The sequence below is a fragment of the Nocardia jinanensis genome (genome assembly GCF_014645735.1).
Lineage (GTDB): Bacteria > Actinomycetota > Actinomycetes > Mycobacteriales > Mycobacteriaceae > Nocardia > Nocardia jinanensis.
On the sequence record NZ_BMMH01000003.1, the window covers coordinates 171728 to 198505 of the forward strand.

Here is a 26778-nt window from a genome sequence, read left to right on the forward strand (position 1 = left end):
GCCCATGCATTACATGACACAGTATTACATGCGTTGACATCCAATGCTCGTGCATCTAAGTTCTCTCGAGTGACCCTCACCGCAACCACCCCACAGAACCTCGCCGCCGCAACGCCTGCCGCACCGGCCGTCGGCCGTTGGGGACCCAAGCTGTGGGCGATCCTGTTCGTCGCCGGATTGGCGATGTTCCTCGACGCGCTCGACGTCTCCATGGTCGGTGTGGCGCTCCCGTCCATCGGCCACGACCTCGGCCTCGACACCTCGGCCCTGCAGTGGATCGTCAACGGCTACATCCTCGGCTACGGTGGCCTGCTCCTCCTCGGCGGACGAGCCGCAGATCTACTCGGCCGTCGCCAGGTCTTTCTGACCGCCCTGGTGGTCTTCGGTATCGCCTCGCTCGTCGGCGGACTCGTCGACGAGGGCTGGCTACTGATCGCCACCCGGATCGTCAAGGGTGTGGCCGCGGCCTTCACCGCACCGGCCGCCCTCTCGATCATCACCACGACCTTCAAGGAAGGTCCCGACCGCAACCGGGCTCTGTCGATCTTCACGATCTTCGGCGCCACCGGATATGCCTCCGGCCTGATCGTCTCCGGCCTGCTCACCGGCATCGACTGGCGGCTCACCTTCTACATGCCGGTAGTCGTCGTCGCCGCGGTGCTGATCGCGGCCTACATCGTGGTACCGCGCAACATCGAAAAAGAAGAAGGCCGAATCGATTTCGCCGGAGCGGCCCTGCTCACCGGAGGAATGCTCGCGGCGGTCTACACGATCGTCACGGCCCCGGAGACCGGATTCACGGCCACCGTCGTCGCCACCACGATCCTGGCGGTCGGACTGCTCAGCGCGTTCTTCGTCACCGAGAAGCGGGTGAGCCATCCGCTGGTGCGCCTGAGCATCTTCAAGGTGAAGTCCATCGTGCGGGCCAACCTCGCGGCGCTGGCCATCTTCGGCTCCTACCTCAGCTTCCAGACCATTGTGTCGCTGTACCTGCAGAACACCCTGCACTGGGAGCCGCTGCAGATGGCGCTCGCCATGGCCCCGGCCGGCATCATCGTCGCCGTCCTCTCCCCGATGGCCGGGAACCTCATCGACCGGTTCGGCACCGCCCCGATGATCGTCGCCGCACTCACCTCCTTCGTCGCCGGCTACGCCTGGTTCCTCACCCGCGGCGGTAGCCCTGACCCCGCCTACGCTGTCGACTACCTGCCCGCGTTCCTGCTCCTCGGTCTCGGCTTCGCCCTGGGCTTCGCGGCCGTCATGTCGCAGGCCACCGAAGGTATCGCCGATCACGAGCAGGGCCTGGCCTCCGGCCTGGTGCAGACCTCGTTCCAGATCGGTGGCGCGGTGGTGCTCGCCATCGCGACGGGCCTGATCAGCGGTGCCGCTACCGACGGTATCGACGGTTACCGGCCGGCGCTCTACCTGGTCACCGCCGTCGCGGTGATCGGTCTGGTGGCGTCGGCTTCTGCACTGCTGGCGCGCAAGCAGCCTGTCGCCGAACTCGCGTAGCGGGTCGGCGGAGCGGGAGGACGGGGTCGCCGGACCGGCGGCCCCGTTCTCAGTGCTGGGGGACGTCGATCGATCGGCCACCCTACGACGGGCGATCATCCGGCTTGTCGAGCCGGTGAGGCCGTACGGTCGGGCGTCACCGGGAGATCGCCGGCCGCTACCGGGTGGGAGTTCGATGAGAAATCAGTACGACTACGCCGACCCGGTGTTCTCCACCACGACCGGTCATATAACCCAGGTGGTGTGGAAGGCGACCACGAAGGTCGGTGTCGCGATGGCCGATTGCCCGGCCCGGCGACCCGTCCGTTCCTCGAACGCGGCCGGTCAGAACGGGCGCTGGGTGCGGATGATCTCGGCCAGGTAGGCGTAGTCGTCGGCGCGGCCGCTGGATGCCCGGAACACCAGCCCCAGGGTGCGGCCGGGTGCCGGGGTGGTGAAGCGTGCCGTATCGAGGGTGCGGCGACCGGTTTCGGTCGCGACCGCCATCTCCGGGATCAGCGTGACACCGAGTCCACCCGCTACACACTGCACCACTGTCGGCAGCGATGCCGCGCGGGTATCACCGGCCGCGTTCTGATGGACGTCCGCGGATCGGCACAGCTCGAGAGTCTGGTCACGGAGACAGTGGCCTTCGTCGAGCAGCAGCATCGGCAGCGCGCCCAGGATCGTGGGTTCGATATCGGTGCGCCCGGCCAGCTCGTGACCGGCGGGCACCACCAGAACGAATTCTTCCGTGTACAGCGGTATCTCGACCAGACCGGAGGTTTCGGTGGGTAGGGCGAGGACCGCGACGTCGAGCACTCCGGCGCGCAGCTCGTCGAGCAGGCGGGCGGTTTTGTCCTCGATCACCTGCGGGGCCAGCGCGGGGAGTTTGCGCCGCAGTGTGGGCAACAGCGACGGGAGGAGATAGGGAGCAGCGGTCGGGATGATACCGATGCGGAGTACTCCGGTGAGTATGTCGCCGGTGGCCGCGGACAGGAACCGGTCCGCGGCTTCGAGGGTGGCGGTGGCGGCGGGGAGCAGCCGCGCACCGGCCGCGGTGACCAGAACGCGTCGCGTGCTGCGTTCGATGAGCTGCAACCCGAGTCCGTTCTCCAGTGAGGCCAGTGCCTGCGACAACGTGGGCTGGCTCACCTCGAGCCGCGCGGCGGCCGTGCCGAAGTGCCGGTATTCCGCGACCGCCACGAACGCACGCAGCTGTGACAGGGTGGGCTGATAAGACTGATCGGACACACCTATCAGTCTAGTGCGACTCATCACTTTTGCCTTTTGCCGGTCGTTCGGCAAGATTACTTACGAGCTTTCGCCTCACCGGCTGGAAATCGACCACGCCGGCACCACAGTTACGAGAAGGAGATTCGGGCATGCCCCTGCTGACCATCGGCGACCAGTTCCCCGCCTACGACCTCACCGCGGTGATCGGCGGTGACTTGTCCAAGGTCGACGCTCAGCAGCCGGACGACTATTTCACCCGGATCACCAGCGCCGACTACGCGGGCAAGTGGCGGATCGTGTTCTTCTGGCCGAAGGATTTCACCTTCGTATGCCCGACCGAGATCGCCGCGTTCGGCAAGCTGAACGAGGAATTCGCCGACCGTGACGCCCAGGTACTCGGCGCGTCGGTGGACAACGAGTTCGTGCACTTCCAGTGGCGGGCCCAGCACGAGGATCTCAAGACCCTGCCCTTCCCGATTCTGTCGGACCTGAAGCGTGAACTGGCCGCCGCCACCGGCGTGCTGAACGCCGACGGTGTCGCCGACCGCGCGACCTTCATCGTCGACCCGAACAACGAGATCCAGTTCGTCTCGCTCACCGCGGGTTCGGTGGGCCGCAATGTCGACGAGGTGCTGCGGGTGCTCGACGCCCTGCAGTCCGACGAGCTGTGCGCCTGCAACTGGAAGAAGGGCGACCCGACCATCGACGCCGGCGAACTGCTCGCGGCGAGCGTCTGAGATCGGAGGTACCCGTGAGCATCGATAATCTGAAGGCCGCGCTACCCGAGTACGCCAAGGATCTGAAACTCAACCTGTCCTCGATCAGCCGGACCACCGTGCTGAACGAACAGCAGTTGTGGGGCACGCTGCTGGCCGCTGCCGCCGCCACCAAGTCCACGTCGACGCTGCGCGAGATCGCGGCGGAAGCCGCCGACACCCTGTCCGCCGAGGCCTATGACGCCGCACTGGGCGCCGCCTCGATCATGGGTATGAACAATGTGTTCTACCGGGGCAAGGCGTTCCTGGACGGGAAGTACGACGATCTGCGGGCCGGTCTGCGGATGCAGATCATCGGGAACCCGGGCGTGGACAAGGCCGATTTCGAACTCTGGTCCTTCGCGGTGTCCTCGATCAACGGCTGCCAGCACTGCCTGGAAGCGCACGAGCACGCGCTGCGTGAAGCGGGCGTCTCGCGCGAGGTGATCTTCGAGGCCCTGCGCGCCGCGGCGATCGTGGCCGGGGTCGGTCAGGCCGTGCAGTCGACCGAGGCACTGGCGACCGCTTCGGTCTGATCCACCGGCGCGTTCCGCTCGAGCGGAACGCACGACGCGATACCGGGGCGGTGAGGGGTTCTCTCCTCACCGCCCCGCTGCCGTCTCTGCTCCGATTCGCCCGCCGGACACCGGAGAACTCGACGAGCCCCGCCGGATCATTCGGTGCGCTCGCCTGTCGGCGAATCGTCCGAGCGGCCGCACTGGACGCCCTGATGGGCGAACGACTGGGGCAACACGTTCTACGCCGCCGCGATCGAGGCCGGTTCGACGTCGTGGAAGGCGTTCTTCTTCGGTTCACTCGACGCGGCGAACGCCATCACCGTGGACAAGACACCGGCGTCGCTGTGGCCGATGGAACTGTCGGTCCGGATCTTCGGGATGAACAGCTGGAGCATGCTGCTACCGCAAGTTCTGCTGGGGTCGCTTCGGTCGCGCTGCTGTGGGCCACGGTACGGCGGCATTTCGGTCCCGCGGCGGGACTGCTGGCGGGTCTGCTGCTGGCCCTGACACCGGTGGCGGCACTGATGTTCCGCTTCAACAATCCCGAGGCGCTACTGGTGTTCCTGATGCTGGCCGCGGTCTGGGCGATGAGCCGGGCACTCGGCGACGGTCGCTGGCGCTGGCTGGCGCGGCGGCCGCGCTGTCGGCCGGATCCCGCCGCCGACCGGCGGTGGTCGCGCTGCCGGCGCTCCTCGTCGCCGGACTGGCCGGACCGGTGGCATACACGGTGGAGACCGTTCGCACCTCGCATAGGCTCGACACCACTCGCGGGCCCGCAGATCGAACGCGCGATGCCCGGGCCTCCGGGCGGTACCGCTGGGCCGGGTAAACCTGGTGGGCCCGGTTCCTCCGGTGGGCCGGGCTCGGGCCACGGCAGACCGGACGGCCGCGCGGGCGGACCACCCGGCGGCCCCCTGGCGGCCGCCGACCCCACGGTGACCGCACTGCTCGACCGTGACGCCGACCACTACACCTGGACCGCGGTGACCGTGGGGTCGATGCAGCAGGGGACCTACCAGTTGGCCGGCGAGGGGCAGATCATGGCGATCGGTGGATTCGCCGGCGGCGACCCGTCGCCGACACTCGAGCGGTTCCAGCGGTGTGGCCGACGGTGAAATCCACTACTTCCTCGCGGGAGGCTTCGGCCGTAGACCAGGATCCTCCGAGGACAACGAAGACACGAAGATCACCGCCTGGGTGACGGAGACTTTCACCTCCCTCGATATCAACGGAATCACCCTCTACGACCTCACCACTCCGAAGTAGCGCCGGGGGGCCGTTGCCGAGCAGCCCGGCAACCGCCCCGCACCGACCGCGATACGTGCCCGGCCTCCAGTCTTCCTCGATGTGATCGCGCACATTCCCGGAAAAGTCCGGCAGCCGACCAAACCGGAGGCGGGACCCACGCGAACCCCTCCGATGCCGTTCCAGGTTCCGAGGTCGCGCGGCCTCGGCCACGACGAGGACACGAGAGGGTTCGCCACTGTGACTACACGGCGATGGACACGTACGAGCGCATTGCGCTGGGGGCTCGCGGGCGTACTGGCCGCGGCCGGACTGGCGGGCCCAGCGAGCCCCGCCGCCGCGGCGCCGGAAGCGGCGCATGTCGTCTCCACGGAGAACGTGAACGACCGGCAGCAAACCGTGACGGTCTTCTCCCCCGCGATGAACAGGCCGATCCCGATCCAGGTCGTCCGCGCCGCGGACAGCTCGAAGCCGCGGCCCACGCTATATCTGCTCAACGGTTCGGGCGGCGGCCCGAACGAGAGTGGATGGGATGTGCAGACCGATGCCTTCGATTTCCTGCGCGGCAAGGATGTCAACGTCGTAACCCCCTACGGCGGCAGCAATTCCTACTACACGGACTGGATCCGTGACGACGCCGTCCTCGGACGCAACAAGTGGCAGACCTTCCTCAACGACGAACTACCGCCCGTGATCGAGAAATTCCTCGGTTCCGACGGCAACCGGGCGCGCGCGGGTGTGTCGATGAGTGGCACCTCGGTCCTCAACCTCGCGATCGCCAAACCCGGCTACTGGAAGAGCGTGGCCTCCTACAGCGGCTGCGCCCAGACCTCCGACCCGGTCGGGCACGAATTCGTTCGCCTCACCGTGGAACTGTGGGGCGGCGGGCAGAGCGTCGAGAACATGTGGGGCCCGCAGAACGGACCGCTGTGGCGTGCCAACGATCCGCTGGTCAACGCGGACCGGTTGCGCGGCACCGAGGTCTATCTCAGCACGGGCAGCGGTATTCCGGCGGCCCCGCACGACACTCCGCTCGATCGCCGAATACAGGAGGGACGGATTCCGCTCCCGGTGCAGCTCGCCTTCGGCGGGCCGATCGAGGCGGCCATCCGATACTGCACGGTGAACCTGGCAAGCCGGCTGCGCGAGCTGAACATCCCGGTGACACTGGACGATCGGCCCGTCGGGACGCATTCCTGGGGTTACTGGGAAGACGACCTGCGCACCTCCTGGCCGTTCCTCGCTCAATCGATCGGCACCCGCTAGATCCGCGACCCGGCGATGGGCGCCACCACGGCGCGCCCATCGCCTACTACCGGCCGATACCACGGTTCGATTCCGACGGCGACTCCTCCGCAACTCCGCGAAACGGGATCGAGCACCTGCGAAGATCGCCACCGGAGAGGTACTACCCGACCACCGCGGCCGCCGGATCCGGTGCGATCTCCGGTTCAGCTCATGCTCCGATATAGGCGGCGGCGCGAAAGTCGCTCGGACGGATACCTCGGTGCCGTTTGAACGCCGCACTGAAACCGAACGCGTCGGCATAGCCCACGGCCTTCGCCACCTGCGCCACAGTGAGACTGCGGTCGGCCAGTAGTTCCGTCGCGTCGTCCATCCGGCATTCGGTGAGATAGGCCAGCGGCGACTGCCCCATCACCTCGGTGAAACGCCTCGCGAACAGGGCCCGGGACACACCCGCGGCGGAAGCCAGCGAAGCGACCGTCCATCCTGCGGCGGGTTGTCCGTGCATCGCCTCCAACGCCGGCCCGACCACCGGATCGGCCGGTCCCCGATACCAGCCCGGCGCCGCGGCGTCCTGCCCGTCGAACCAATCGCGCAGCGTGCACACCAGACCCCAGTCGAGCAGCCGGTCCATCAAAGCCTGCGCTCCCGCGGGCCGCCGGGCCGCGTCCACGGCCACCGATTCCATCCAGGCGCACACCTCCACGTCATCCGATACCACCAGAACAGGTGGTATCGCGCGCAGCAGGCGTTCGTGCCGCCGGCCCGATGTCCGGTAGGCGCCGACGATCAGCGCCGTCTCACCGGCCTGATCGGTACCCCAGCGGCCATCGTCCAGCGCGGCATCGCATTTCACGTCCGGCGCGAAACAAGCGACCTCGTACTCTTCGTGGGGAATACCGACCGTATCCGCGTGGTCGGCGAGGCGGAACGGTTCCGGACCACGCACGATCGCGGTGTCTCCGGCAGTGATCCGGCGCTCGACGCCACCGGGTAGCAGCAGCGTTCCCCCGCCGCGCAGCACGGTGATCATGGTGAGCGGCGCGCGGTCGGCGAACCGGATACTCCACGGCGCTTCCAGCACCGCGTTGGTCAGCACGGCTCCCTCCGCACGGATACCGCCCAGCAGTGCGCTCAAAGGGTCCACCCCATCGAGGGTAGACGAACTCCTATCAAATGTAGATCTTTACCCATAGATCGTCCATCAGCTGGCGGGTGAAATGAGATCAGACCGCATGACCCAATATCCGGAGAACCGGATCGAGATGGAGGATCCCGTGTCGCATACCCCGACCGACGAGGCCACGACCACCCGCACCGCCCTTGTCGTCGTCGCCCACCCGCGCCGCGATTCACTGACCGCCCATATCGCCGAGCTGGCCACCCGCCGGCTGACCGCGGCCGGCTATCGGATCGACCTGCTCGATCTGCACGCCGAGAACTTCGACCCCCGGATGATCGCCGCCGACCTGCCGCAGTGGGGCAACCGCGACAAGACCTACTCCCCCGAGGTCGAGGACCATATGCGGCGCATCCTGGCCGCCGACGTGATCGTCGCGGTGTTCCCGGTGTACTGGATGCAGGTCCCGGCGATTCTGAAGGGCTGGATCGATCGGGTGTGGAATTACGGCTTCGCCTACGGCCGAAGCAAACCCCGGCTCGCGGGTAAGCGGATGCTGTGGCTGGGTCTGGCGGGCGCGGCGGACGACGATGCGGTCGTCGACCTCATGCAGGAGGCGCTGAGCACCCAACTCAACGACGGTATCGCATACTACTGCGGCTTCACGCAGTCGTCGGTGGGGCTGCTGCCCGGGGCGGAGGAGAAACGGCAGCGCCTGGACGCCGCGGGCAATCTCCTGCTCGACGACGCCCTCACCGGCGCCGTCCGCGAAGCCCATTACGCAGGCCTGGAAGATCGCGCGCTGGGCTTCGTCGACGATTTCCTCGCCGCCGAACGAGTCCCGGCCTGACCGGCTGCCGCCACGCTAGAGGGCTGGAATTCGCGGGACTATGGCTGTGCGCGCCGCCGGTCGAGGAACGCCCGGATCAACTTCCGGGCGGCCTCGCCGGTGGGTGGCCACTCGGCCCGGGCGGGCAGGTACGAACAGGCTCACCTCCGCGCCGCCGGGATCAGTTCCCTCGACGATCAGTTTCGGTGTGATCTGCTCCATGCTCATGGAGGGAGTATGTGCAGGGACGCAGGTTACCGACTGGGAGATTGTCTTCTACGAGCCCGCCGGGCCGGCCACACGCGGGATCACGCCAACGCAGCAGAAACAGCGGCGAACCGTATCCCACGCCTTATCGCGCGAGACACGGTCCCTGCTGCTCACTTACGGTTTTCTCGGCTACCGCTGATGTAGTGCGCTCAGAACGGCTGGCCCTGCAGAAGCGCGAAGGCACCGGCGATGAAGAACAAGGGAATGAAGAGGGCGGTGGCGACAGGATCACCATTGAGGTAGCCCTGGCGAATACCTTCCAACGCTGCTGCGGAACCCGAATTCATTGTCAACTCGCCCTTTCGATATTTCTTGGATCGACAGAGCACACAGTACTGACGCATCCGAGATCCGCCTTGCCACCGGCGACCGGACCTACAGAAGTCAGCGGGCTCACCCGGTCTCGAACTGACATCACGGGAGCCGTGAACGAGCGGGGAGAACCGGTCCTGTACGCCATTGTCCCCGGCTCGTCGACCTGGCGCGGGCCGACGGTTGGGATGTCCGCATGGTCGCCTCGCCGGACGGCCGGGCCTCATCGATATCGACATGCTGGAGGACCGGACCGGGCACCCGGTACGCAGCCACTACAAGAAGCCCGGGACACCCGACGTCCTGCCACCCGCCGACGCCATGATCGCCACGCCCCTCACCTGTAACTCTATGGCGAAATGGGCTGCGAGAATCTCGGATACGCTACCGCTCGGGCTGCTGGTCGAGGCCGTGGGCAAAGGATCGCCGGTGGTGGCGGTGCCGTTCTCCAACCGGGCGCACATGAGCTTTCCGGCCGTCGGGAGGCTATGCGGAAACTCTCCGGTTGGGGGGGTGACTGTGCTGGCCGGCGACGAAGTGCACAAGCAGCACGAGCCCGGAGAAGGCGATAACTACCTGTATCTGTTCCCCTGGGAAGCAGCCTGGCGGGCGGTGCTCGACGCATCCCGCATCCCGCATCCCGCATCCGGCGGGCTTCCGCGACGATGGACCGGTGGACAAACTCCTGGTGCTGGTGAACGGGTTGCCGGGCTCCGGCAAATCGACGCTCGGCGTAGCACTGGCCCGGACGTTACGGGCGGAGTTCATCTCGAAGGACGCCGTCAAGGAGGCGCTCGCTGGCTGCGTCACCGAGATCGATACAGTGCGCGAGCTCGGCGGGATCGCGATGGATACCGTCTGGGCCCTGGCCCGCACCGTACCGCGGGATGTAGTCGTGGACTCCTGGTGGTTCCGGCCCCGCGATCTCCGGTTCGCGCGGGCCGGGGTCGAGAAGGTCGCACCCGGCCGGTTCGTCGAAATCTGGTGCGACGTGCCCGCCGAGGTGGCGCGAGCTCGATACGCGGGGCGGCGGCGGGCCGCGCTGTACCAGGACGAGCGGCGCCTGGCCGAGGATTGGGATACGTGGGCGGCGCGGGCGGCACCGCTGGGGCTCGGGCCCGTCCTCACGGTCGACACCACGCGACCGGTCGACCACGCGGAGCTGGCGGTCTGGATCGGGCGGACGGCGGCGGAGCAGGTCTCCCGGGCATGAGCCCTGTGTGGCTGCGGCCGGGAACGTGACTACCGGGACGGAAGCCGGCCGAGTACCGCGAACATGGTCACCGACAGGTGATAGTCGCCGGCCTCGATACCCGCTTCGATCGCGGCGACCAGTTCGTCACGTTCTTGTTCGGTGATCACTGCCCTGGCCACCGCGCTCCCGCCCACCTCGTCGAACATCGGGCGCGCGGTGGCCGGGTCGAAGATCACCGCCTCCGAGCCCATATCGTCGATCTCGAAACCGGCCGCGACGAGCAGGCCGCGCAATGCGCGGCCCGACCTGGCGTTGGGGGTGGCCGCGAGCATCGCGGTGGTCATCCGGGCGACGACCTCGGTATCGCCGGGGTGCAGGATGGCGGTCTGCCAGTCGCTGTCGACCAGCACCACCCGGCCATCCGGTCGCAGGACCCGGGCGATTTCCGCGGTCGCTGCGGACGGGTCGTCCAGGTGCTGGTAGACGCGTTCACAGCGGACCGCGTCGAAGGAATCGTCGTCGAACGGCAGCCGGTAGGCGTCGGCCTCGACGAAACGGCACCGCGCCCCCGCCGCGGTGGCCCGCTCGCGTGCCACCGCGAGCATCGCGGGGTTCGGCTCGATTCCGACGGCCTCCCCAGCGGGCCCGACCCGGCGCGCGAACTCCAGCACCTCCGAACCGGTACCCGAACCGATATCGAGGGCCCACTCCCCCGAATCGACGGCCAGCGCTTCGTGCGCCCAGCGCCGTATACGCCGAATCCCGGGTAACGCGGCCTGCAGATCGAGCGCGGCGATGAGGACGGCCATCGGGTCGGCACCGGACGTCGCGGCCGCGGCGCGCTCGGCCGCGATGGCGTCCAGGTGGAACGACGGCGTCCGGGCAGGCTCCTCGTGTTCGCTCGGCATGGGTTCCGACGGTAGCCGGGGACGCTCCGTTACCGCCGGACCCGAAGGCCGCTCCTTTCCGGGTCCTGGTTTTTCACCACTTGCCGGTGGCCCCGCGTCGAACGGGCGTCCCTTCGCCGGTACGTGACCATTCGAGATGGCGGTGCCGACCGTATTGCCTGTCGTCACCGAGTTCCGGAATCAGCGACTCACGGTGGTTTCCCGTTCGACACGGGAGCGCTTTTCCGGGTTGCGCACGAAGTAGAGGCCGGTGACCAGGCCGTCGTCGACCCGCATCGCCACCACGGCGTCGATCTCGCCGTCGAGCCGGACGACCAGGGCCGGGTGGCCGTTGAGCTGCACCGGCTCGGCCGCCGCCTCGCCGCCCATCCAGTTCGACCCGCCGGCCAGCAGGCGAGCCACCCGGTCGGCGCCCACAACCGGCCGCAGCAGCGCCTGTTCGACTCCGCCGCCGTCACCCAGGAAGACCACATCGGGGGCGAGCAGGTCGAGCAGGTCTTGCAGATCGCCGGTTTCCACCGCGCGCTGAAACGCCGTGAGCGCCACCCGGGTCTCGGTTGCGGAAACGGCGCCGCATGGTCGGCGCGCGGCGACGTGTGCCCGCGCGCGGTGCGCGATCTGGCGTACCGCGGCCGAAGTCTTCGCCACGGCACCGGCGATCTCGTCGTAGTCCAGATCGAACACCTCGCGCAGCACGAATACGGCCCGTTCGGTCGGTATGAGGGTCTCCAGGACCAGCAGCATGGCCATCGAGACGTGTTCTGCCAGCTCGACGTCCTCGGCCACATCGGGCGCGGTGAGCAGCGGCTCGGGTAGCCAGGGTCCGATATAGGACTCCTTGCGGCGGTCGAGCGCGCAGCCGCCCGATCGCCTGGCGACCGGCGATCCGAACCAGGAAGGCCCGTGGATTCCGCACTGCGCCGAAGTCGACCCCCATCCATTGCAGCCAGGTCTCCTGTCCGGAGCTACTGGCGCCGGGGTGACAGCCGGGTTCTCGCGCAGCGCCGGGGCGACCGCGCGACTCCCTGGTCGGGTGTGCGTCTGGTCGAGAACGGAATTCAGGCGCCGCTCTTCCCATCTCCGGCGATGAACACCATGGTCCGCGCGCACCGATTCATCCGTCGTCGCGGCAGTCGCGGCCCGGCTCGAGCGGTAGCTCGGCGCGCCGGGGTCAGCGTGAGCGCTTCGGGTACGGCGGCGAAGGCGGCGTGGATACGGTCCGCGAGCGTATCGATATCGAATTCGCCGGGATCGGCACTCCACGAGTCCAGCGCGCGATGGAACGCCGCCACCGCGATATCGAGCGCCAGGCGGGGCCGGAGGTCGGCGGGAAGGGCGGTACCGAAATCGAACTGAGCTGAGGCCACCGCGCCCGATCGCCTTGTCCGCCCTGAGCGACCGAGCGCCGAGAACGAAAGGGGTCGTCCGCAACTCGTGTGTGGCCGCCGCTTGTGTGCCGCCGATTTCCCGGCCTATAGTCACCGTGATCCGATCGGAGCTCCCCGGAAGTACAGCCGCAGAGTGGGAGCCCGCGCCCGAACAAGCCGGGCGATGGAGTGGGCGGCGTTTTTTGCCCACCCATTTTCCTGGAGGAATTTTATGCATATCGGACTCGGATTACCGATCGCCGACCCCGTCGCCCTGCTCGAATGGGCACGCCGTGCCGATACGGGACCTTTCTCGACACTCGGCCTGCTCGATCGCCTCGTCTACGACAATCCCGAACCGCTGGTGGCGCTGTCGATGATCGCCAGCGCCACCAGCCGGGTGAGAGTACAGACCGAGGTACTGCTCTCCCCATTGCGCGATACCGCGCTGCTGGCCAAACAGGTAGCGACGCTGGACCGTATGTCCGGAGGCCGGCTGGTACTCGGACTCGGCGTCGGCGGCCGCGCCGACGATCATCTGGCGGCGGGTGTCGACCTGCACACCCGCGGCCGCCGGATGGACGAACAACTCGCGCGGTTGCGTGACCTGTGGTCCGGTGAGCCGTTCGGCGCCGGCTGCGGGCCGATCGGGCCCGCACCGGTCCGCCACGGTGGTCCGCCGATTCTCTTCGGTGGTTTCAAGCCCGTCGCACTGGAACGTATCGCCCGCTGGGGTGACGGGTTCCTGTCCGCGGCACCGGCACACTGGTGCGAGGGTCTGTTCGATTCGGTCCGCCGGTCCTGGCGCGAACACGGGCGGGCGGGCGAACCCCGGATCGTCGCCCAGGTGAATATCGCGATCGGACCGCAGGCCGTCGCCGACGAGGCACGGGCGGCCATCGGCGCCTACTACGAGTTCACCGGCTGGGCCGAGAACACGGTCTCGGGGATGCGCACGACACCGGCGGAGATCCGTGCCGCGATACGACAGTTCGCCGACCTCGGGGCCGACGAAGTGATGCTGTACTGCTATGGCACCGATCCCGGGCAGGTCGATCGCCTCGCGGATCTGATCGGCTGATCGGGGCCCCGGCGCGATCGGCGCCGGCATCCTTTTCGGGAGCTCCCCAGGATGCTGCCCGATCGCGGCTCGGGTCGCACGGCTTCCGCCATCCCGGCCGGGCTCGGCCGGCGGCGGGCGCCGGTGATCTCAGGCCTACCGCCGGGCTTGCGCGCCCGACGACCCCGGGCGCGCAACCCTCCCCTTACCGGAAGGTAGAGTTGGCCCGCCGAGTGCTCGCCGACCACAGATGTCCGGCGGCACGGCCGTTCCGGGCCTCGTTCCCGCCCGACTCCGCCCCGCCCACTCGGCTTCCTTCGATATCCCACGCCGCGACACAGCCGGCGCCGCGCGGCCGCGGTCGCGTACTCAGTGAACGGAGAACGCCACCGTGCCGACGGCAGTTCGCACCGACCACCCCGCAGGATCGGTGACGGCGGCGCTGCGCAGCCCGAAACTACTGCGCACCGAGGTACTCGCCGGGCTGGTCGTAGCGCTGGCGCTGATCCCGGAGGCGATCGCCTTCTCCGTTATCGCGGGCGTGGACCCGCGGGTCGGATTGTTCGCGTCGTTCACCATGGCGATCACGATCGCGTTCACCGGCGGGCGCCGCGCCATGATCTCCGCGGCGACCGGCGCGGTCGCGTTCGTGGTCGCGCCGGTCGTCCGCGAACACGGGCTGGATTATCTGCTCGCCACGGTGATCCTGGCCGGAGTCCTGCAGATCGCCCTGAGCGTGGCGGGGGTCGCGAAGCTGATGCGGTTCATCCCGCGCAGTGTGATGGTCGGTGTGGTCAATTCGCTGGCGACGCTGGTCTTCCTCGCCCAGCTCCCCCAGCTGATCGGCGTGCCGTGGCTGGTGTATCCGCTGGTCGGGGCCGGGATGGCGATTATCGCGCTATTGCCCAGAATCACCACTGCCGTGCCCGCGCCGCTGGTGGCGGTTATCGCGCTCACCGCCGTCACGGTGACATTCGGACTGCACGTACCCGATGTCGGCGGTGCCGGCGACCTGCCGTCCGCACTGCCGGTCCCGTTGCTCCCCCAGGTGCCGCTGAACATCGAGACACTGCGGATCATCGCCCCCTATTCCTTCGCGATGGCGGTCGTCGGTCTGCTGGAATCGCTGATGACGGCCACGCTCGTCGACGACATCACCGACACCCCGTCGAACAAGACACGCGAGAGCTGGGGTCAGGGCGTCGCCAATATCGTCACGGGATTCTTCGGCGGTCTCGGCGGCTGCGCGGTGATCGGCCAGACCGTGATGAACGTCAAGGTCTCCGGTGCCCGTACCCGTATCTCCACCTTCCTGGCCGGCGTCTTCCTGCTGATCCTGGTGGTCGGGCTGGGTGGGCTGGTCGCGCGGATTCCGATGGCGGCCCTGGTGGCGGTGATGATCATGGTGTCGATCACCGCGATGGACTGGCATTCGCTGGCCCCCGCGACGCTGCGGCGGATGCCGATCGCCGAGACCACGGTGATGCTGCTGACAGTCGGCGTCACCGTCGTCACCCACAACCTGGCCTACGGCGTGGTCACCGGTGTGATCACCGCGATGGTCGCCTTCGCCCACCGGGTCGCGCATTTCACCGAGGTTGTACCCGCCGATCCCGACGATGCCACCCGCGTGTACAAGGTGCGCGGCGAATTGTTCTTCGCCTCCAGCAACGATCTCGTCCACCGATTCGACTACAGCGGTGACCCGCCCAATATCGTGCTCGATATGTCCGAAACGCATATCTGGGACGCCTCCACGGTGGCCGCGCTCGACGCCATCACCACCAAATACGCCGCCCAGGGCAAACGAGTGGAGATCCTCGGCTTGAATCCCGCCTCCGTCGCACGGCACCAACGGTTGTCGGGCCATCTGACCGGTGGGCACTGAGAATCTATCCGCACTGGCACCAGGCCGAGATACCCGCGCAGTTCCGCGGCCCGTCCGATCGCGTACTGCATCCCGGTCCCTGACCGACGGACCGGTTTCGCGGTGTACCGCTACGCCGGAATCGACCCGGTGCACCCGATTCCGGACGCGGACGCCACCCCAGGAAGTCGACGCGATCGGGCGGGCGGACTATCCGGCCCGCTGGTGGTCGACCGGAAATGCGGTCAAGGACGCAGCAGGAAATCGACCAGAGCCGCCCGCTCGGTGACCGCAGCTCGCCCGCTACGCGGCGAATTCGACAGGTGCAGTGCGCCGATACCCATGGCGAACATCCATTCCGCGCGCCGGGCCGCGGTATCGGCGTCGCAGCCGTGGTCCAGGAAGGCCTGCCGGACCGTGCGGCGTGCCTGCCGATCGGACGCACGCACACTCGCCGCCGCGCGTGGATCCGAACGCGCCCATTCCCGCATGGCGCGTTCCAGTGTCCAGTGCCGGGGCCCCGTGAGCAGTGCCATCATCGCGATCAGCCGGGCCCGCGGCGGTTCGCCGGCCAGCGCGTCCAGCTGCCGATGTTCCTGGTCACGCCAGCCGCCCCAGGAGGTCACGAGCGCGGTCTTGAACGCGGAGATATCCGGAAAGTGGTGGTAGAAGCTACCTTTGGTCACCCCGAGCCGACGGCAGACCTCGTCCAGTTTGAGCGCCCGGAAGCCCTCTTCGGCCAGAACGGTGTACCCGGCCTGCAACCAGTCATCGACCGTCAGCTGAACGGCACCGCGCGCCCGCGCCATCGCGTCAGCTTAACGCGGGATACCGGAGCATCGGGCACCGAGCCGTCCCACGCGCTGCCGGAACTGCCGGAATCATCTGCCACCGTAGATCTCGTCCGCGCCGGGGATCCGGGCCGCCCGGGCCTCGATCCCGGCGACGATGGTGTCGGCGACCAGGCGCGCGTGCCGCCGCACCGCCCGCTCGGACCGGGGGTCCGCCGGGGCCATGCGGGTCGCCAGCGGCAGCAACGCGAAGGGGGCGGTGGCACCGTGGGCGATGAGGAAATGCAGGGTGCGCAGATCGTTGCGGTTCAGGATCTTCTGCTGGACGAGTGGTTTCAGCGGTTCGGCGAGCAGTACCAGCATCGGTTCGATGTGCCGGTCGTACAGGTAGGTCAGGCGGGGGCCCTCGATGGCCGACTCCATGCTGATCAACCGCACCACATCGGGGTATTCGGCCTGGAGTTCCAGGAAGCGGATGATTCCCGTCCGGAATTCCTCAAGTGGCGCCATGTCGTCGCGTTCGGGCCGGATCTTCAGCAGTGTGACGGCGTTGGCGAAGATCCAGTCCACCACCGCGTACCACAGCGCTTCTTTGGTGCCGAACCGCTGATGAATCAGGTTGTGGCTCACCCCGAGTTCCCGGTTGATCGCGGCCACCGAGGTGCCGGCGAAACCGTCGCGCGCGAAAACCCGCAGCGCGGCGGTCAGGATCTCGTCCGCGGAGGCCGGTGAATCACCGGCGGGCGGCCGGCCCCGGCCCTTACGCGGCCCCCGTGGTTCCGATGCGACCTCTACGTCCATGAACTGGATTATATTGACAGCTATCAATTTCTCTGCAAGGGTGACACCGATCACAAAGCTGCGCGGTGTGGCGGATCGCGGAGGGGCGGCCCCGGTCGCCGGCCCTGGCCGCCGCGCGCCCGACGAGGACGGGATACTGCTATGGAATCCTTTGTGCACCTGCGGAAAGGCATCACTCCCGCCCGATTGCACGCCGATCTCGACGGCCTCAAGGACGACGAACTGGGTCGCGGCGGATTCACCGGGCGCACCGCCCAGCTGTACCGGCGCAACGAGCCGATGGGTTATCGCGCACAGGGCCCGCTGGCCCCGATCGATATCCTGGCCGACGCGCTCGAGCCCACCGATTCCACCGATCCCGCCGGGTCGCCGCTGCTGCTGTTCTCCAATGCCGACTGCCAGATCCTGCTGAGCCGGCGGGCGCAGGAGATGCCCTTCTTCGCGCGTTATGTCGACGGCGATCTGCTCTCGTTCGTGCACAAGGGAACCGGCCTGCTGGAGACCGAGTTCGGACCGTTGCGCTACCGCGAGGGCGATTGGGTATACATCCCGAAGGCGTGTACTTTCCGCCAAGTCCCCGACAGCGAATCGACCTGGCTGATGATCGAGGCGACCGAGGAGTTCCGCGTACCACCGGCGGGTCCGCTGGGCCGGCACTTCCCGTTCGATCCCAGCCGGATCGTCGTTCCCGAACCGCAGGCCATGGACGACGACGGCCGCGACGAGTACGAGGTGCGGCTGGTACACGAGGGCGGCCCGACTTCACTGTTCTACCAGCACCATCCACTGGATGTGGTGGGCTGGCAGGGCGACAACTTCCCGTTCACCTTCAATATCGCCGACTACAACGTAGTTCTCTGCGATACCGTCCATCTCCCGGCCACCGTGCACCTGTTCATGCAGGCCACCGGGGTATATGTGATGAATTTCCTGCCGAAGCGGGCCGAATCGGCGCCGGGTACCGAAACGATCCCGTGGTATCACCGCAACGCGGACTACGACGAGATCGCGTTCTTCCACGGCGGTGACATGTACGGCGTGCCGATGCCACCGGGACTGATCTCGCACGCGCCGCAGGGTGTCCACCACGGCGCGCCGGAGAAGATGCGCGAACGCGCCCGCCGCAAACGCGAGGAGATCACTCGTATCGGGTGGACCACCATCGCGGTCGACACCCGGCGCCGGCTCACGCCCTCCCCCGAGGTCATGGCCGCCAATCTCGGCGCGCACTGAGGATCCGCCGCGCGCCCGCGATCCCGGACGCCGCTACGCACTCGGCCCGGGATCGGCCGGGGTCGCTCGAAGCACCGAAAGACGAAGGCAGGCAACACGATGTCGCACCATGTCGAACGCGTCCCGTATGTGATCGCATACGCGAACACCTCCGGCACCCGGGACGCCTACGGCGGACTCACCGAAGTGATCACGCTCGACTCGATCCTGGTGAAACCGACCGACGTGCCGTCGAACACGGTCCTGGTCCTCATGCATCCCGTATCCAGCGGCACCTACCTGCCGATCGTCACCGCCCTCGCCCGGGCCGGGCACCACATCATCGTCTGCAACAGCCGCTACCGCGGCGCAGACGCGGCCCTGCTCATGGAAAAAGTGGTGCAGGACCTCGGCGAATGCGTCCGCGATGCCAAGAAACGGCTCGGCTACGACAAGGTCGTACTGGCCGGGTGGAGCGGGGGCGGCTCGCTGTCGGTGTACTACCAGCAGCAGGCGCAGCATCCGACCGTGACATCCAGCCCGTCCGGCGACGGACCCGATCTCACCGAACTCGATCTGGTCCCGGCCGACGGCATCCTGCTCATGGCCGCCCATATCAGCCGCCACCACACCCTCACCGAATGCCTGGATCCGTCGATCCTCGACGAGACCGATCCGACACGCCGCGATCCGGAGCTGGACCTCTACCACCCGGACAACCCCGACCAACCGCCCTACACCGCCGAGTTCGTGACCCGGTACCGGCAGGCACAGCACGACCGGAACCGGCGGATCACCGCGTGGGTCAAAGAGAAACTCGCGACGATCCAGGCTTCCGACCGGCCGCAGGACGAGTTCTGTTTCGTCGTGCACGGCACCATGGCCGATCCCACCGTGCTCGATCCCGCGCTCGACCCCAACGACCGCGAACCCGGTGAGTCCTATCTGGGTGAACCGCAGGAGGTGAACACGGGTGCGTTCGGTCTGGCCCGGTTCACCACCCTGCGCAGCTGGCTGTCGCAGTGGAGTATCGACGACGCCCGCGGCGACGCAGTGGCCTGCGGTCCGGATATCGCGGTTCCCACCCTGGTCCTCTACAACGCCGCCGACAATGTGTGCACGCCCTCGCACGCATACCGTATCCACGACGCCCTGGGCTGCGCGGACAAGGAACTGCACGAAATCCCGGGCGCCAACCACTACTACCTGGGCCCCGACCAGCGGGAGCCGCTGGCGAAGGCGATCGCGCTCGTCGACGGCTGGCTGCACGCCCGCGACCTGGGCCCCGCCGCGTGACCCCGTCGCCGCCCCCGGCCCGGCGGGAGCGCAGCGCGCGGACCTCCCGCACCACCCCTCGGTCCCGTCCCCGCGGCCACCGGAGATAATGCCGCGATGGACTCCGCGACAACCGGTGCTCTCGACGGTATCCGGGTACTCGAGATCGGTACGCTGATCTCCGGCCCCTTCGCCGGCCGCCTACTGGGGGATATGGGCGCCGAGGTGATCAAACTCGAACCCCCGGACGCTCCGGACCCGCTGCGCACCTGGGGTCAGGCCGAACTGGACGGACACCATTTCTTCTGGACCGTGCACGCGCGCAACAAGAAAGCGGTCACGCTGAATCTGCGCGAGGACGCGGGCCGGGATCTGTTCCTGGAACTCGCCGCGAAGTCCGACATCATCGTGGAGAACCTGCGGCCCGGCACGCTGGAACGGTGGGGTCTGGGTTACGACATACTGCGGGTGCGCAATAGGGGCATCATCCTGGTCCGGGTGTCCGGGTACGGGCAGACCGGCCCGGAAGCACGCAAGGCCGGATACGCCTCGGTCGCCGAAGCGGCCAGCGGCCTGCGCCATATGAACGGTTTCCCCGGCGGCCCGCCGCCGCGGCTCGCGCTTTCCCTCGGTGACAGTCTGGCCGGGATGTTCGCCGCTCAGGGAGCGCTGGCGGCGCTGTACCGGCGCACCGTCACCGGGGAGGGGCAGATCGTCGACGCCGCGCTCACCGAGGCCTGTCTCGCGGTACAGGAGTCCACCATCCCCGACTACGACATCGGCGGTGTGGTCCGCGGCCCGTCGGGTACCCGGCTGGAGGGTATCGCGCCGTCCAATATCTACCGCACCGCCGACGGGAGCTGGGTAGTGATCGCGGCCAACCAGGACACGGTGTTCCGCCGGCTCTGCGCGGCGATGGACCGACCGGAACTGGCTACCGACGAAAGGTTCGCGGACCACACCGCACGCGGCCGCAACCAGGACGAACTCGATGCGATCATCGGCGAATGGGCGGCACGGCGAGAGCCCGGGAAGATCATCGCGATGCTCGGCGAAGCCGGAGTGATCAGCGGGCCCATCAACACCGTCGCCGAGGTGATCACCGACCCGCAACTGACCGCGCGCGGCATGATCGCCGACCACTACGACGAGCGCATCGAGCGGAATGTGAAAGGCCCGGGAGTCGTGCCCGTTCTGTCGGCGACCCCGGGAACCATCCGCAATGCCGGGTCGGCGCGGCCGGGTCAGCACAATGACGAGGTGTACTCCGGCCTCCTCGGGAAATCCGCGGCCGAGGTGGCGGCGCTGCGGTCGCAGGGGATCGTCTAGGGGGTCGGATTCCGGCACGGCGGGCCGCCGCGGTGCCGGAATCCGTCCATACCAGTGGTTCTCGGCGCTGATCGGCGCAGCTCGGTACACGATCGGAACGGTAAACCCGTTGCCCGGGCGGCCGTGGCCGCCCGCCCTGCTCAGGAGGATTCGTGCTGACCGCACTACCCATCCGATACGTTGCCGATATCGAGGCGTCCCGGCCGGTTCTACGCCGGTCTCGGATTGCACCCCGGTGAGGACAACGGCCTGTCGGTCTGGTCGCAACTGAACGCCGACGCGGGCGCGGTGGGCATCCACGACGCCGCGGTATCGAAGGGCCGGCCGCCGGGAACGGTGGAACTGGGTTTCGCCACCGACGAATCGCTGGAAACGGTCGCCGCCCGCCTCCGCGCCGCCGGATACACCCCGGAATTGGTGGAGGAGGACTTCGGGCGCAGCCTGCGATCGACCGACCCCGACGGTGTCACGATCCAGATCCAGGAACTGGACACCGAGGTGATGCGCCGCTCGGAAGCCGCGCTCCAGGATCAGCGCACCCCGGCGCACCCGCCCGGCCGGTAGGGCGATCCGCCGTTCCGGTCCCACTGGAGCGGCCCGCTCGACGATGTGTAGCGGCTATTATCGGATAGTGGCGTGAGACACCATGCGGCACAATCTCGTCCGCGACGATCGGCCGGATGCGTGTCGGCGCCTCGGGCGATCGGCGCCGAGCCGGTCGTTTTCCAGCCGGGCGACAGAAGAGTGACGCATGACCAGGTACGCGCATTTTGTAGGTAGCCTCCCCCGTGAACTGATGACAGGAGGTGATCGTGGCGTCCTGGACTGGTTCGCGGCGCATACCGACGGCCGTCCGGTCACCGCGATCCCCTGCGATCTGGATCCGGACTGGATCCTGGCCTACCTCCAGGACCTCGGAAACCGCACCGACGCCCTGGAGGTGTTGCGCCCGGGAGGGTTCGACGGATACTCCGATTTCCCCACCTACGGCGTCCGGTCCGGTCGCGCTCTCGAACCGGGAGATGTCTCGATGAACCGGGTCGAGCGGATCGGCGAGGCGGTGACGGCCTTCGAGTCGTTCCTTCGCGACCGGCCCGAACTGGCCGGAACCAAGCTCCAGCTCAGCCAGCCCCATCCACTGGATCTAGCCATGTTCGTCCACGCCGGTGGCGCGGTGGCAAGCGGCCTGCCGATGGGACTGGCGCTGCGGCGGTCGAATCTGGCACTCACCGCGCTGCGGCAGCTGCCGGTGTTCACCGAGGCCGTCCTGCAGGAGATGCGCGAGGTACGCCGCCGGCACGGCGATCTGATCGTCTGGCAGGTGGAAACCCCGATCTCGCTGCTGAGCATGGTCAAGGCCCAGCAGCTGGGGGCGCTGTGGGCGCTGGCGCCGGTGGTCGCGGGACAACTCGCCGGATTCCTGGAGAAGGTGCGCGATGTCGATCGCGAGCACGGCATCGAGACCGAGACCATCGTGCACCTGTGTTACGGCGATTATCAGCACGAGAGCCTGCTCAGCCCGCGGAACCTGGCACCCGCTGTCGCCCTGCTGAACCGTACCGGCCGTCGTCTCGTAGCGCGCGGAGTACCCGTCCCCCGGGTGCACATCCCATGCGCGTACGGCGCCCATCCCGCGCCGGTCGACCCCGAGTTCTACGCGCCGCTGCGCGGACTCGGGCCCGAATGGCGAGTGATCGCGGGTGTGGTCTCCACCGACGACCCCGACCGGAGCGCGCAGGCGCTGTCCCTTTTCGAGCAGGCCCGCGATAACACCGCCTACGGGGTGGCCGCCGCGTGCGGCTTCGGCCGCAACAAGGCCGAAGAGGCCGAACAGGGCGCCGCGACCATCGCGTCGCTCGTCCGGGCACCGGAGGGCAGCCGAGGCTGATCCGCCGGGGGAACTCCACGCGGCCAACGATCCTGTAGCGGGCCCAGGATCGTTGGCGCTCTTAATTGTTCATACAGTACGTCATGCAGATGCACGCACAATTGTGCGTGCACTGATACACTCTTCTAGGCGCCACTCTGTTCGAAACCACTTGCGGCATCGCGATTCCGGGCCATGGACCCGGTCGGTCCGGCCGCCGGTGGCGGACCTCATGGTCCGTTCGATTGATCCAGGAGTCAGCTATGGCGCACAATCCGCATGTTCTGATCATCGGCGGAGGCCCGGCCGGGTCGACCACAGCAGCACTGCTTGCCCGGGCAGGTATCCGGGTAACTCTCCTGGAGCGGGATACGTTCCCCCGCTACCACATCGGAGAGTCGCTACTGGCCTCGGTACTGTCGACACTTCGCCTGTCCGGCGCCTACGACAAGGTGGCGGCGCACGGGTTCCAGGTGAAACGAGGCGGCTACTTCCAGTGGCAGGACGACACCTGGCTACTGAACTGGGCGGCACTGGTGGATGCCGAGGCCTGGTCGTGGCAGGTCGACCGCGCCGAATTCGACGAGATCCTGCTCCGCAACGCCGCCGACCAGGGCGCCGAGGTGGTCGAGGGCGCCACCGTGAAGCGTGTCGTCTTCGACGACGACGAACGCCCCACCGCGGTCGAATGGGTACTCGCCGGCGAAGACACGCTCCGGACCACCGCGTTCGACTTCCTGGTCGACGCCTCGGGCCGCGCGGGGCTGCTGGCCAAACACTTCAAGATGCGCCGGGTACACAACGGGTTCCGCAATATCGGGATCTGGTCGTACTGGACGGGCGCCCGGCTGCACCCGGACAGTCCGGAAGGCGCGATCAACGTCGTATCCACCCCGGAGGGCGGCTGGTTCTGGAATATTCCGCTCGCGAGCGGAAAACACAGCGTCGGCTACGTGATCTCCACCAAGATCGCCGCCGAACGGGTCCGCGAATACGGTTCCCGGGAGGCGTACTACCACGCCATAATCCGCGACACACCGGCGATGCAGAAATTGGTCGACGGCGCGGAGCGGATCGCCGAGGTGCGCGCCGAGCAGGACTACTCCTATGTCTCGGATCGGCTCTGGGGTCCCGGTTACGCGTTGGTCGGCGATTCCGCGCTGTTCCTCGATCCGCTGCTGTCCACGGGTGTGCACCTGGCCACCTACGGCGGGCTGACCGCGGCCGCTTCCATCGCGACCTACCTGCGTGGCGAGATGAGCGAGGCCGATGCCCTGGCATTCCACGAATACACCTATCGGCGGGCCTACGAGCGGTTCCTGACCCTGGTCTCCCGTATGTACAAGGACTACATCGGGTCCAACGAGTACTTCGCGCACGCAAGCACTCTCACCGAGGAACACGACGGTGACAGCAACGAACAATCCTTCACCCGGATCATGGCCGGCCTGACCGACGTGGAGGAGACCTCCGGCACCCAGACACGGACGGCGACCAGCACCATCGTCGGGGAAGCCGAGGGCTTCCGCGACGAGGACTACGCCGAGGGCGCGAATATCAAATACATGGGCCATCTCGATATGTCCCCGGTCTGGAACATCTGGCGCGATCCGCTCGGCGCGGACACCACGATGGGCGATATCCGTATCACCACCGCACCGATACTCGGTCTCACCACCGGTGCCCGCAGCGACGACGAGAAGGACGCCGTCACCCGACCGGTCCGGCCACCCCTCACCGCTGAGGAGTCGGTGGACTGATCGAGAGTTCGGAACAGATCTCATGAATAACCACGGACAGGGGCAGCAGTGACCGCTGCGCCTCTGCTCCCCGGGCCACCGGGCGCCTTTCCGCCCGGTGGCCCGGGATTCCGGGATCCACTGACCCGGATGCTGCTCGTCAACGACGGCTACACCACTCCCGCGCTGGAAGCGATCGTCGACGCCGACCTCAGCGTCCGGGTCGGGTACCAGCACGCTATGAACGCCACCGAGCTGCCGAGCACGGTGGTGGACGCGCTCTCCGTGTCGGCGCACGATCGGGTTCTCGTCCGCAGATCCCGACTGGTGCACGGAAAGCTGACGGTCTCGATCAACTATGTCGTCGCCGCGAGTGGGCGTGCGGAGGTCTACGGGGTGGACGATTCCAGCACGCCGATCGGGCGCAGCCTGATGTCGCGGGGAGTCGCGCAGCGGCGCCGGATCCTGCGGGTCGGCCTGGCGCGGTGGCCGGATGGGCGCCCGTGCGCGGCGCGGGCGTACGTCCTGCACCTCGATCAGCCGCTGTGCTATATCCGCGAAACGTTCAACCCCTCGATCGTGTCCCCCGAACATGGCTCCCACCTCGCCGAAGACCTGGACTGGAACGACGAGCCCGATTCGGTGCACCCCGGCGCGCAGTGATCCGGCCCGCGCCCAGCATCCACCCAGCGATTGCGATATCGCCTGCGCGGACTATAGTTCTGCACCGACTGACGAGAGGCACGCATGAAACAGGCTGTCGCTGTGACAATTCCATGGATCGGGCCGGATACGACGGTCGCGACCGATGCCGAATTGCCCCGAACAGCGATACCCGCCCGCCGATCGACCGGTGCATGAACGGGATGGCGAACGACTCGACCTCACCGAAAAATGCCGTGGCCGTGGGACGCGTTTGCCCGTGCTGTAGTCAGTGAAATTCATGGGGGAACAGCCAGGGCGCACGAGTCCGCACGACGAGTCCGCGCCGAATCCCATCCCGTTCGAGTCTCGTAGCTGGAGTCATATCCTTGTCCACACCACGCCGTATGCCCCTGTCACAGTCGTCGATGATGACGGGGACCTACCCCGCAACTCCCGGACCGGTCGCCGAACCCACGATCCCGCGGTACCCGATGTACACGCAGGAGTTCGCCACGGACCCCCATCGTGCGTACAGCGAGATGCGGGACCAGTTCGGGCCGTTGGTTCCGGTGGATCTGGCGCCCGGAGTGCCGGCCACGCTGGTGATCAGCCACAAGATCGCCGTGCGTATCCTCAACGACCCCGACCATTTCCCGGCCGACCCCCGGTACTGGCAGGAAACCGTGCCGCAGGATTCTCCGGTGCTGCCGATGATGAAATGGTTCCCGGCCGCCCGCTACAACGTCGGTGACGTCCACACCCGCTATCGTCAGGCATCCGCCGACAGTATCGACGGCGTGGACCTCAACGCGTTGCCGTATACGGTCGAGCGTATCGCCACGCCGTTGATCAACGACTTCTGTGAGAACGGCACCGCCGATCTGATGAGTCAGTACGCCTTCCCGCTCGCACTGGAGATCATCAACCACATCTGCGGCTGCCCCGACGATATCGGCAGGCGGATCGCGGCGGGTATGGCCGCGCGATTCGACACGGTGCGGGCCGAGGAGGGCATGGGGATGCTCAAATCCGCGCTGATGGAACTGATCCAGCTCAAGCGCGATCGGCCGGGCAACGATGCCACATCGCGGCTCGCCGAACACACCACCGAGCTCGACGACGTCGAGGTCTTCGCACAGCTGATGAGCTTCTACGGGGCCGGTTTCGAGGCTCAGCGCAACCTCATCACCAACGCGCTGTTGCTGATGATCACCGAGCCGCAGTACGGGCCCGGGGACACCTTCGGGGGAAATCTGTCGACCGACGACGCCATCGACAATGTCCTCTTCAACGACCCGCCGATGGCCAACTTCTGCACGACCTACCCGCGCCAGCCCATACCGGTCGCCGATACCTGGCTGCCCGCCCACCAGCCGGTGGTCATCAGCCTTTCCGCCTGCAACAACGACCCCGAGATCCGCAGCGACCACAGCACCCCCGGCGGCAGTTTCGTCGGCAACCGCTCCCATCTGGCCTGGAGTGTCGGGCCACACGCCTGCCCGGCGCAATCGCTGGCCCGCACCGCCGTCCGCAGCGCGATCGATGTCGTGCTCAACGCCATCCCGGATCTCCGCCCGGACACTCGGCAGGAACTGCTATGGCGGCCGGGCCCGTTCCACCGGGCACTGGCGGGGTTGCCCGTCGTCTTCGAACCCGCTCCCCCGCTACCCGTGATGTAGCCCTGCCAGGAATCCCGAGCCA

At 67.6% G+C, this 26778-nt stretch carries 26 protein-coding genes and 2 pseudogenes; 20 read left to right on the top strand and 8 right to left on the bottom strand.

Annotation, left to right across the window (positions count from 1 at the left end; genetic code table 11):
- Positions 1 to 69 precede the first annotated feature (69 nt).
- Together IEY68_RS09530 and IEY68_RS09535 are read left to right on the top strand one after the other, a co-directional pair.
- The gene (locus IEY68_RS09530) at positions 70 to 1512 is read left to right on the top strand and encodes an MFS transporter (protein ID WP_062998483.1); all 1443 of its coding nucleotides are present in this window, start codon (positions 70 to 72) and stop codon (positions 1510 to 1512) included.
- A gap of 175 nt (positions 1513 to 1687) precedes the next feature.
- Positions 1688 to 1876: a CAP domain-containing protein gene (locus IEY68_RS09535; RefSeq protein WP_062998485.1), complete on the top strand. Its 189-nt coding sequence runs from the start codon at positions 1688 to 1690 to the stop codon at positions 1874 to 1876.
- Here the strand turns inward: IEY68_RS09535 and IEY68_RS09540 are convergent.
- Entirely contained in the window at positions 1837 to 2745 is a 909-nt protein-coding gene (locus IEY68_RS09540) for a hydrogen peroxide-inducible genes activator (RefSeq protein WP_062998487.1), read from the bottom strand. The two genes, IEY68_RS09535 and IEY68_RS09540, sit on opposite strands and share 40 nt — an antisense overlap.
- A 131-nt stretch (positions 2746 to 2876) precedes the next feature.
- On the opposite strand from IEY68_RS09540, the gene IEY68_RS09545 reads away from it, so the two are divergent.
- The 6 genes and pseudogenes from IEY68_RS09545 to IEY68_RS09565 all read left to right on the top strand — a co-directional run bounded on the left by IEY68_RS09545 (position 2877) and on the right by IEY68_RS09565 (position 6511).
- Complete coding sequence (locus IEY68_RS09545) at positions 2877 to 3464, top strand: peroxiredoxin (RefSeq protein WP_062998489.1); 588 nt, start codon at positions 2877 to 2879, stop codon at positions 3462 to 3464.
- Positions 3465 to 3478: 14 nt separating this feature from the next.
- The gene (gene ahpD / locus IEY68_RS09550; protein WP_062998491.1) at positions 3479 to 4018 is read left to right on the top strand and encodes an alkylhydroperoxidase, AhpD family; all 540 of its coding nucleotides are present in this window, start codon (positions 3479 to 3481) and stop codon (positions 4016 to 4018) included.
- A gap of 198 nt (positions 4019 to 4216) precedes the next feature.
- Positions 4217 to 4626, top strand: a pseudogene (locus IEY68_RS36915) (glycosyltransferase family 39 protein); the annotation flags it as partial.
- The gene (locus IEY68_RS37325) at positions 4624 to 5115 is read left to right on the top strand and encodes a mannosyltransferase YkcB-related protein (RefSeq protein ID WP_444543818.1); all 492 of its coding nucleotides are present in this window, start codon (positions 4624 to 4626) and stop codon (positions 5113 to 5115) included. The pseudogene IEY68_RS36915 and the gene IEY68_RS37325, both read left to right, overlap by 3 nt.
- Complete coding sequence (locus IEY68_RS36920) at positions 5102 to 5266, top strand: hypothetical protein (RefSeq protein ID WP_156426293.1); 165 nt, start codon at positions 5102 to 5104, stop codon at positions 5264 to 5266. The genes IEY68_RS37325 and IEY68_RS36920 overlap by 14 nt, the downstream gene beginning before the upstream one ends.
- A gap of 219 nt (positions 5267 to 5485) precedes the next feature.
- The gene (locus IEY68_RS09565; protein WP_229718691.1) at positions 5486 to 6511 is read left to right on the top strand and encodes an alpha/beta hydrolase; all 1026 of its coding nucleotides are present in this window, start codon (positions 5486 to 5488) and stop codon (positions 6509 to 6511) included.
- A gap of 190 nt (positions 6512 to 6701) precedes the next feature.
- Here IEY68_RS09565 and IEY68_RS09570 read toward each other — a convergent pair whose 3' ends face one another.
- A complete protein-coding gene (locus tag IEY68_RS09570; protein ID WP_058855893.1) occupies positions 6702 to 7637 on the bottom strand; it encodes an AraC family transcriptional regulator in 936 nt (311 codons plus the stop codon).
- Positions 7638 to 7725: 88 nt separating this feature from the next.
- Here IEY68_RS09570 and IEY68_RS09575 point away from each other — a divergent pair, with 88 nt between their 5' ends.
- The gene (locus IEY68_RS09575) at positions 7726 to 8460 is read left to right on the top strand and encodes an NAD(P)H oxidoreductase (protein ID WP_082681502.1); all 735 of its coding nucleotides are present in this window, start codon (positions 7726 to 7728) and stop codon (positions 8458 to 8460) included.
- Between the two features lie 398 nt (positions 8461 to 8858).
- Here the strand turns inward: IEY68_RS09575 and IEY68_RS09580 are convergent, their stop codons facing one another.
- Positions 8859 to 8996 carry a hypothetical protein gene (locus IEY68_RS09580; protein WP_189094189.1) on the bottom strand — a complete coding sequence of 46 codons (138 nt, stop codon included), beginning with the start codon at positions 8994 to 8996 and terminating at the stop codon, positions 8859 to 8861.
- Between the two features lie 698 nt (positions 8997 to 9694).
- Here IEY68_RS09580 and IEY68_RS09590 point away from each other — a divergent pair.
- Positions 9695 to 10234: a P-loop nucleotide/nucleoside kinase family protein gene (locus IEY68_RS09590; RefSeq protein ID WP_058855890.1), complete on the top strand. Its 540-nt coding sequence runs from the start codon at positions 9695 to 9697 to the stop codon at positions 10232 to 10234.
- A gap of 29 nt (positions 10235 to 10263) precedes the next feature.
- On the opposite strand, the gene IEY68_RS09595 is transcribed toward IEY68_RS09590, so the two are convergent.
- The 3 genes and pseudogenes from IEY68_RS09595 to IEY68_RS09605 form a co-directional block, all read right to left on the bottom strand.
- Entirely contained in the window at positions 10264 to 11124 is an 861-nt protein-coding gene (locus IEY68_RS09595; protein WP_229718692.1) for a methyltransferase domain-containing protein, read from the bottom strand.
- A gap of 180 nt (positions 11125 to 11304) precedes the next feature.
- Positions 11305 to 12202, bottom strand: a pseudogene (locus IEY68_RS09600) (sigma factor-like helix-turn-helix DNA-binding protein).
- Positions 12183 to 12491 carry a hypothetical protein gene (locus tag IEY68_RS09605; RefSeq protein WP_058855889.1) on the bottom strand — a complete coding sequence of 103 codons (309 nt, stop codon included), beginning with the start codon at positions 12489 to 12491 and terminating at the stop codon, positions 12183 to 12185. Before IEY68_RS09605 ends, IEY68_RS09600 begins: the two are co-directional and overlap by 20 nt.
- A 232-nt stretch (positions 12492 to 12723) precedes the next feature.
- Between IEY68_RS09605 and IEY68_RS09610 the strand changes: the two genes are divergently transcribed.
- Together IEY68_RS09610 and IEY68_RS09615 are read left to right on the top strand one after the other, a co-directional pair.
- A complete protein-coding gene (locus IEY68_RS09610) occupies positions 12724 to 13572 on the top strand; it encodes an LLM class flavin-dependent oxidoreductase (protein ID WP_058855888.1) in 849 nt (282 codons plus the stop codon).
- A 370-nt stretch (positions 13573 to 13942) separates the two neighbouring features.
- Positions 13943 to 15439, top strand: a complete 1497-nt coding sequence (locus tag IEY68_RS09615; RefSeq protein WP_058855887.1) for a SulP family inorganic anion transporter — start codon at positions 13943 to 13945, stop codon at positions 15437 to 15439.
- Positions 15440 to 15663: 224 nt separating this feature from the next.
- On the opposite strand, the gene IEY68_RS09620 is transcribed toward IEY68_RS09615, so the two are convergent.
- Both IEY68_RS09620 and IEY68_RS09625 read right to left on the bottom strand, forming a co-directional pair.
- The gene (locus IEY68_RS09620; protein ID WP_058855886.1) at positions 15664 to 16227 is read right to left on the bottom strand and encodes a TetR/AcrR family transcriptional regulator; all 564 of its coding nucleotides are present in this window, start codon (positions 16225 to 16227) and stop codon (positions 15664 to 15666) included.
- 72 nt (positions 16228 to 16299) lie between these two features.
- Entirely contained in the window at positions 16300 to 17010 is a 711-nt protein-coding gene (locus tag IEY68_RS09625) for a TetR/AcrR family transcriptional regulator (RefSeq protein ID WP_058855885.1), read from the bottom strand.
- Between the two features lie 141 nt (positions 17011 to 17151).
- Between IEY68_RS09625 and IEY68_RS09630 the strand changes: the two genes are divergently transcribed.
- The 8 genes from IEY68_RS09630 to IEY68_RS09665 all read left to right on the top strand — a co-directional run bounded on the left by IEY68_RS09630 (position 17152) and on the right by IEY68_RS09665 (position 26756).
- Positions 17152 to 18243, top strand: coding sequence for a homogentisate 1,2-dioxygenase (locus IEY68_RS09630; protein ID WP_058855884.1), 1092 nt, complete (start codon positions 17152 to 17154; stop codon positions 18241 to 18243).
- Positions 18244 to 18342: 99 nt separating this feature from the next.
- Positions 18343 to 19518 carry an alpha/beta hydrolase gene (locus IEY68_RS09635; RefSeq protein ID WP_058855883.1) on the top strand — a complete coding sequence of 392 codons (1176 nt, stop codon included), beginning with the start codon at positions 18343 to 18345 and terminating at the stop codon, positions 19516 to 19518.
- A gap of 96 nt (positions 19519 to 19614) precedes the next feature.
- On the top strand, positions 19615 to 20826 hold the full coding sequence (locus IEY68_RS09640; RefSeq protein ID WP_058855882.1) for a CaiB/BaiF CoA transferase family protein: 1212 nt from the start codon (positions 19615 to 19617) through the stop codon (positions 20824 to 20826).
- A gap of 180 nt (positions 20827 to 21006) precedes the next feature.
- Entirely contained in the window at positions 21007 to 21390 is a 384-nt protein-coding gene (locus IEY68_RS09645; protein WP_199804963.1) for a VOC family protein, read from the top strand.
- Between the two features lie 232 nt (positions 21391 to 21622).
- Positions 21623 to 22714, top strand: coding sequence for a hypothetical protein (locus IEY68_RS09650; RefSeq protein ID WP_058855881.1), 1092 nt, complete (start codon positions 21623 to 21625; stop codon positions 22712 to 22714).
- A gap of 242 nt (positions 22715 to 22956) precedes the next feature.
- Positions 22957 to 24453 carry an NAD(P)/FAD-dependent oxidoreductase gene (locus tag IEY68_RS09655; RefSeq protein WP_058855880.1) on the top strand — a complete coding sequence of 499 codons (1497 nt, stop codon included), beginning with the start codon at positions 22957 to 22959 and terminating at the stop codon, positions 24451 to 24453.
- A 48-nt stretch (positions 24454 to 24501) separates the two neighbouring features.
- Positions 24502 to 25095, top strand: a complete 594-nt coding sequence (locus IEY68_RS09660) for a hypothetical protein (protein ID WP_156426291.1) — start codon at positions 24502 to 24504, stop codon at positions 25093 to 25095.
- A 410-nt stretch (positions 25096 to 25505) separates the two neighbouring features.
- Complete coding sequence (locus IEY68_RS09665; RefSeq protein ID WP_058855878.1) at positions 25506 to 26756, top strand: cytochrome P450 family protein; 1251 nt, start codon at positions 25506 to 25508, stop codon at positions 26754 to 26756.
- Positions 26757 to 26778 lie beyond the last annotated feature (22 nt).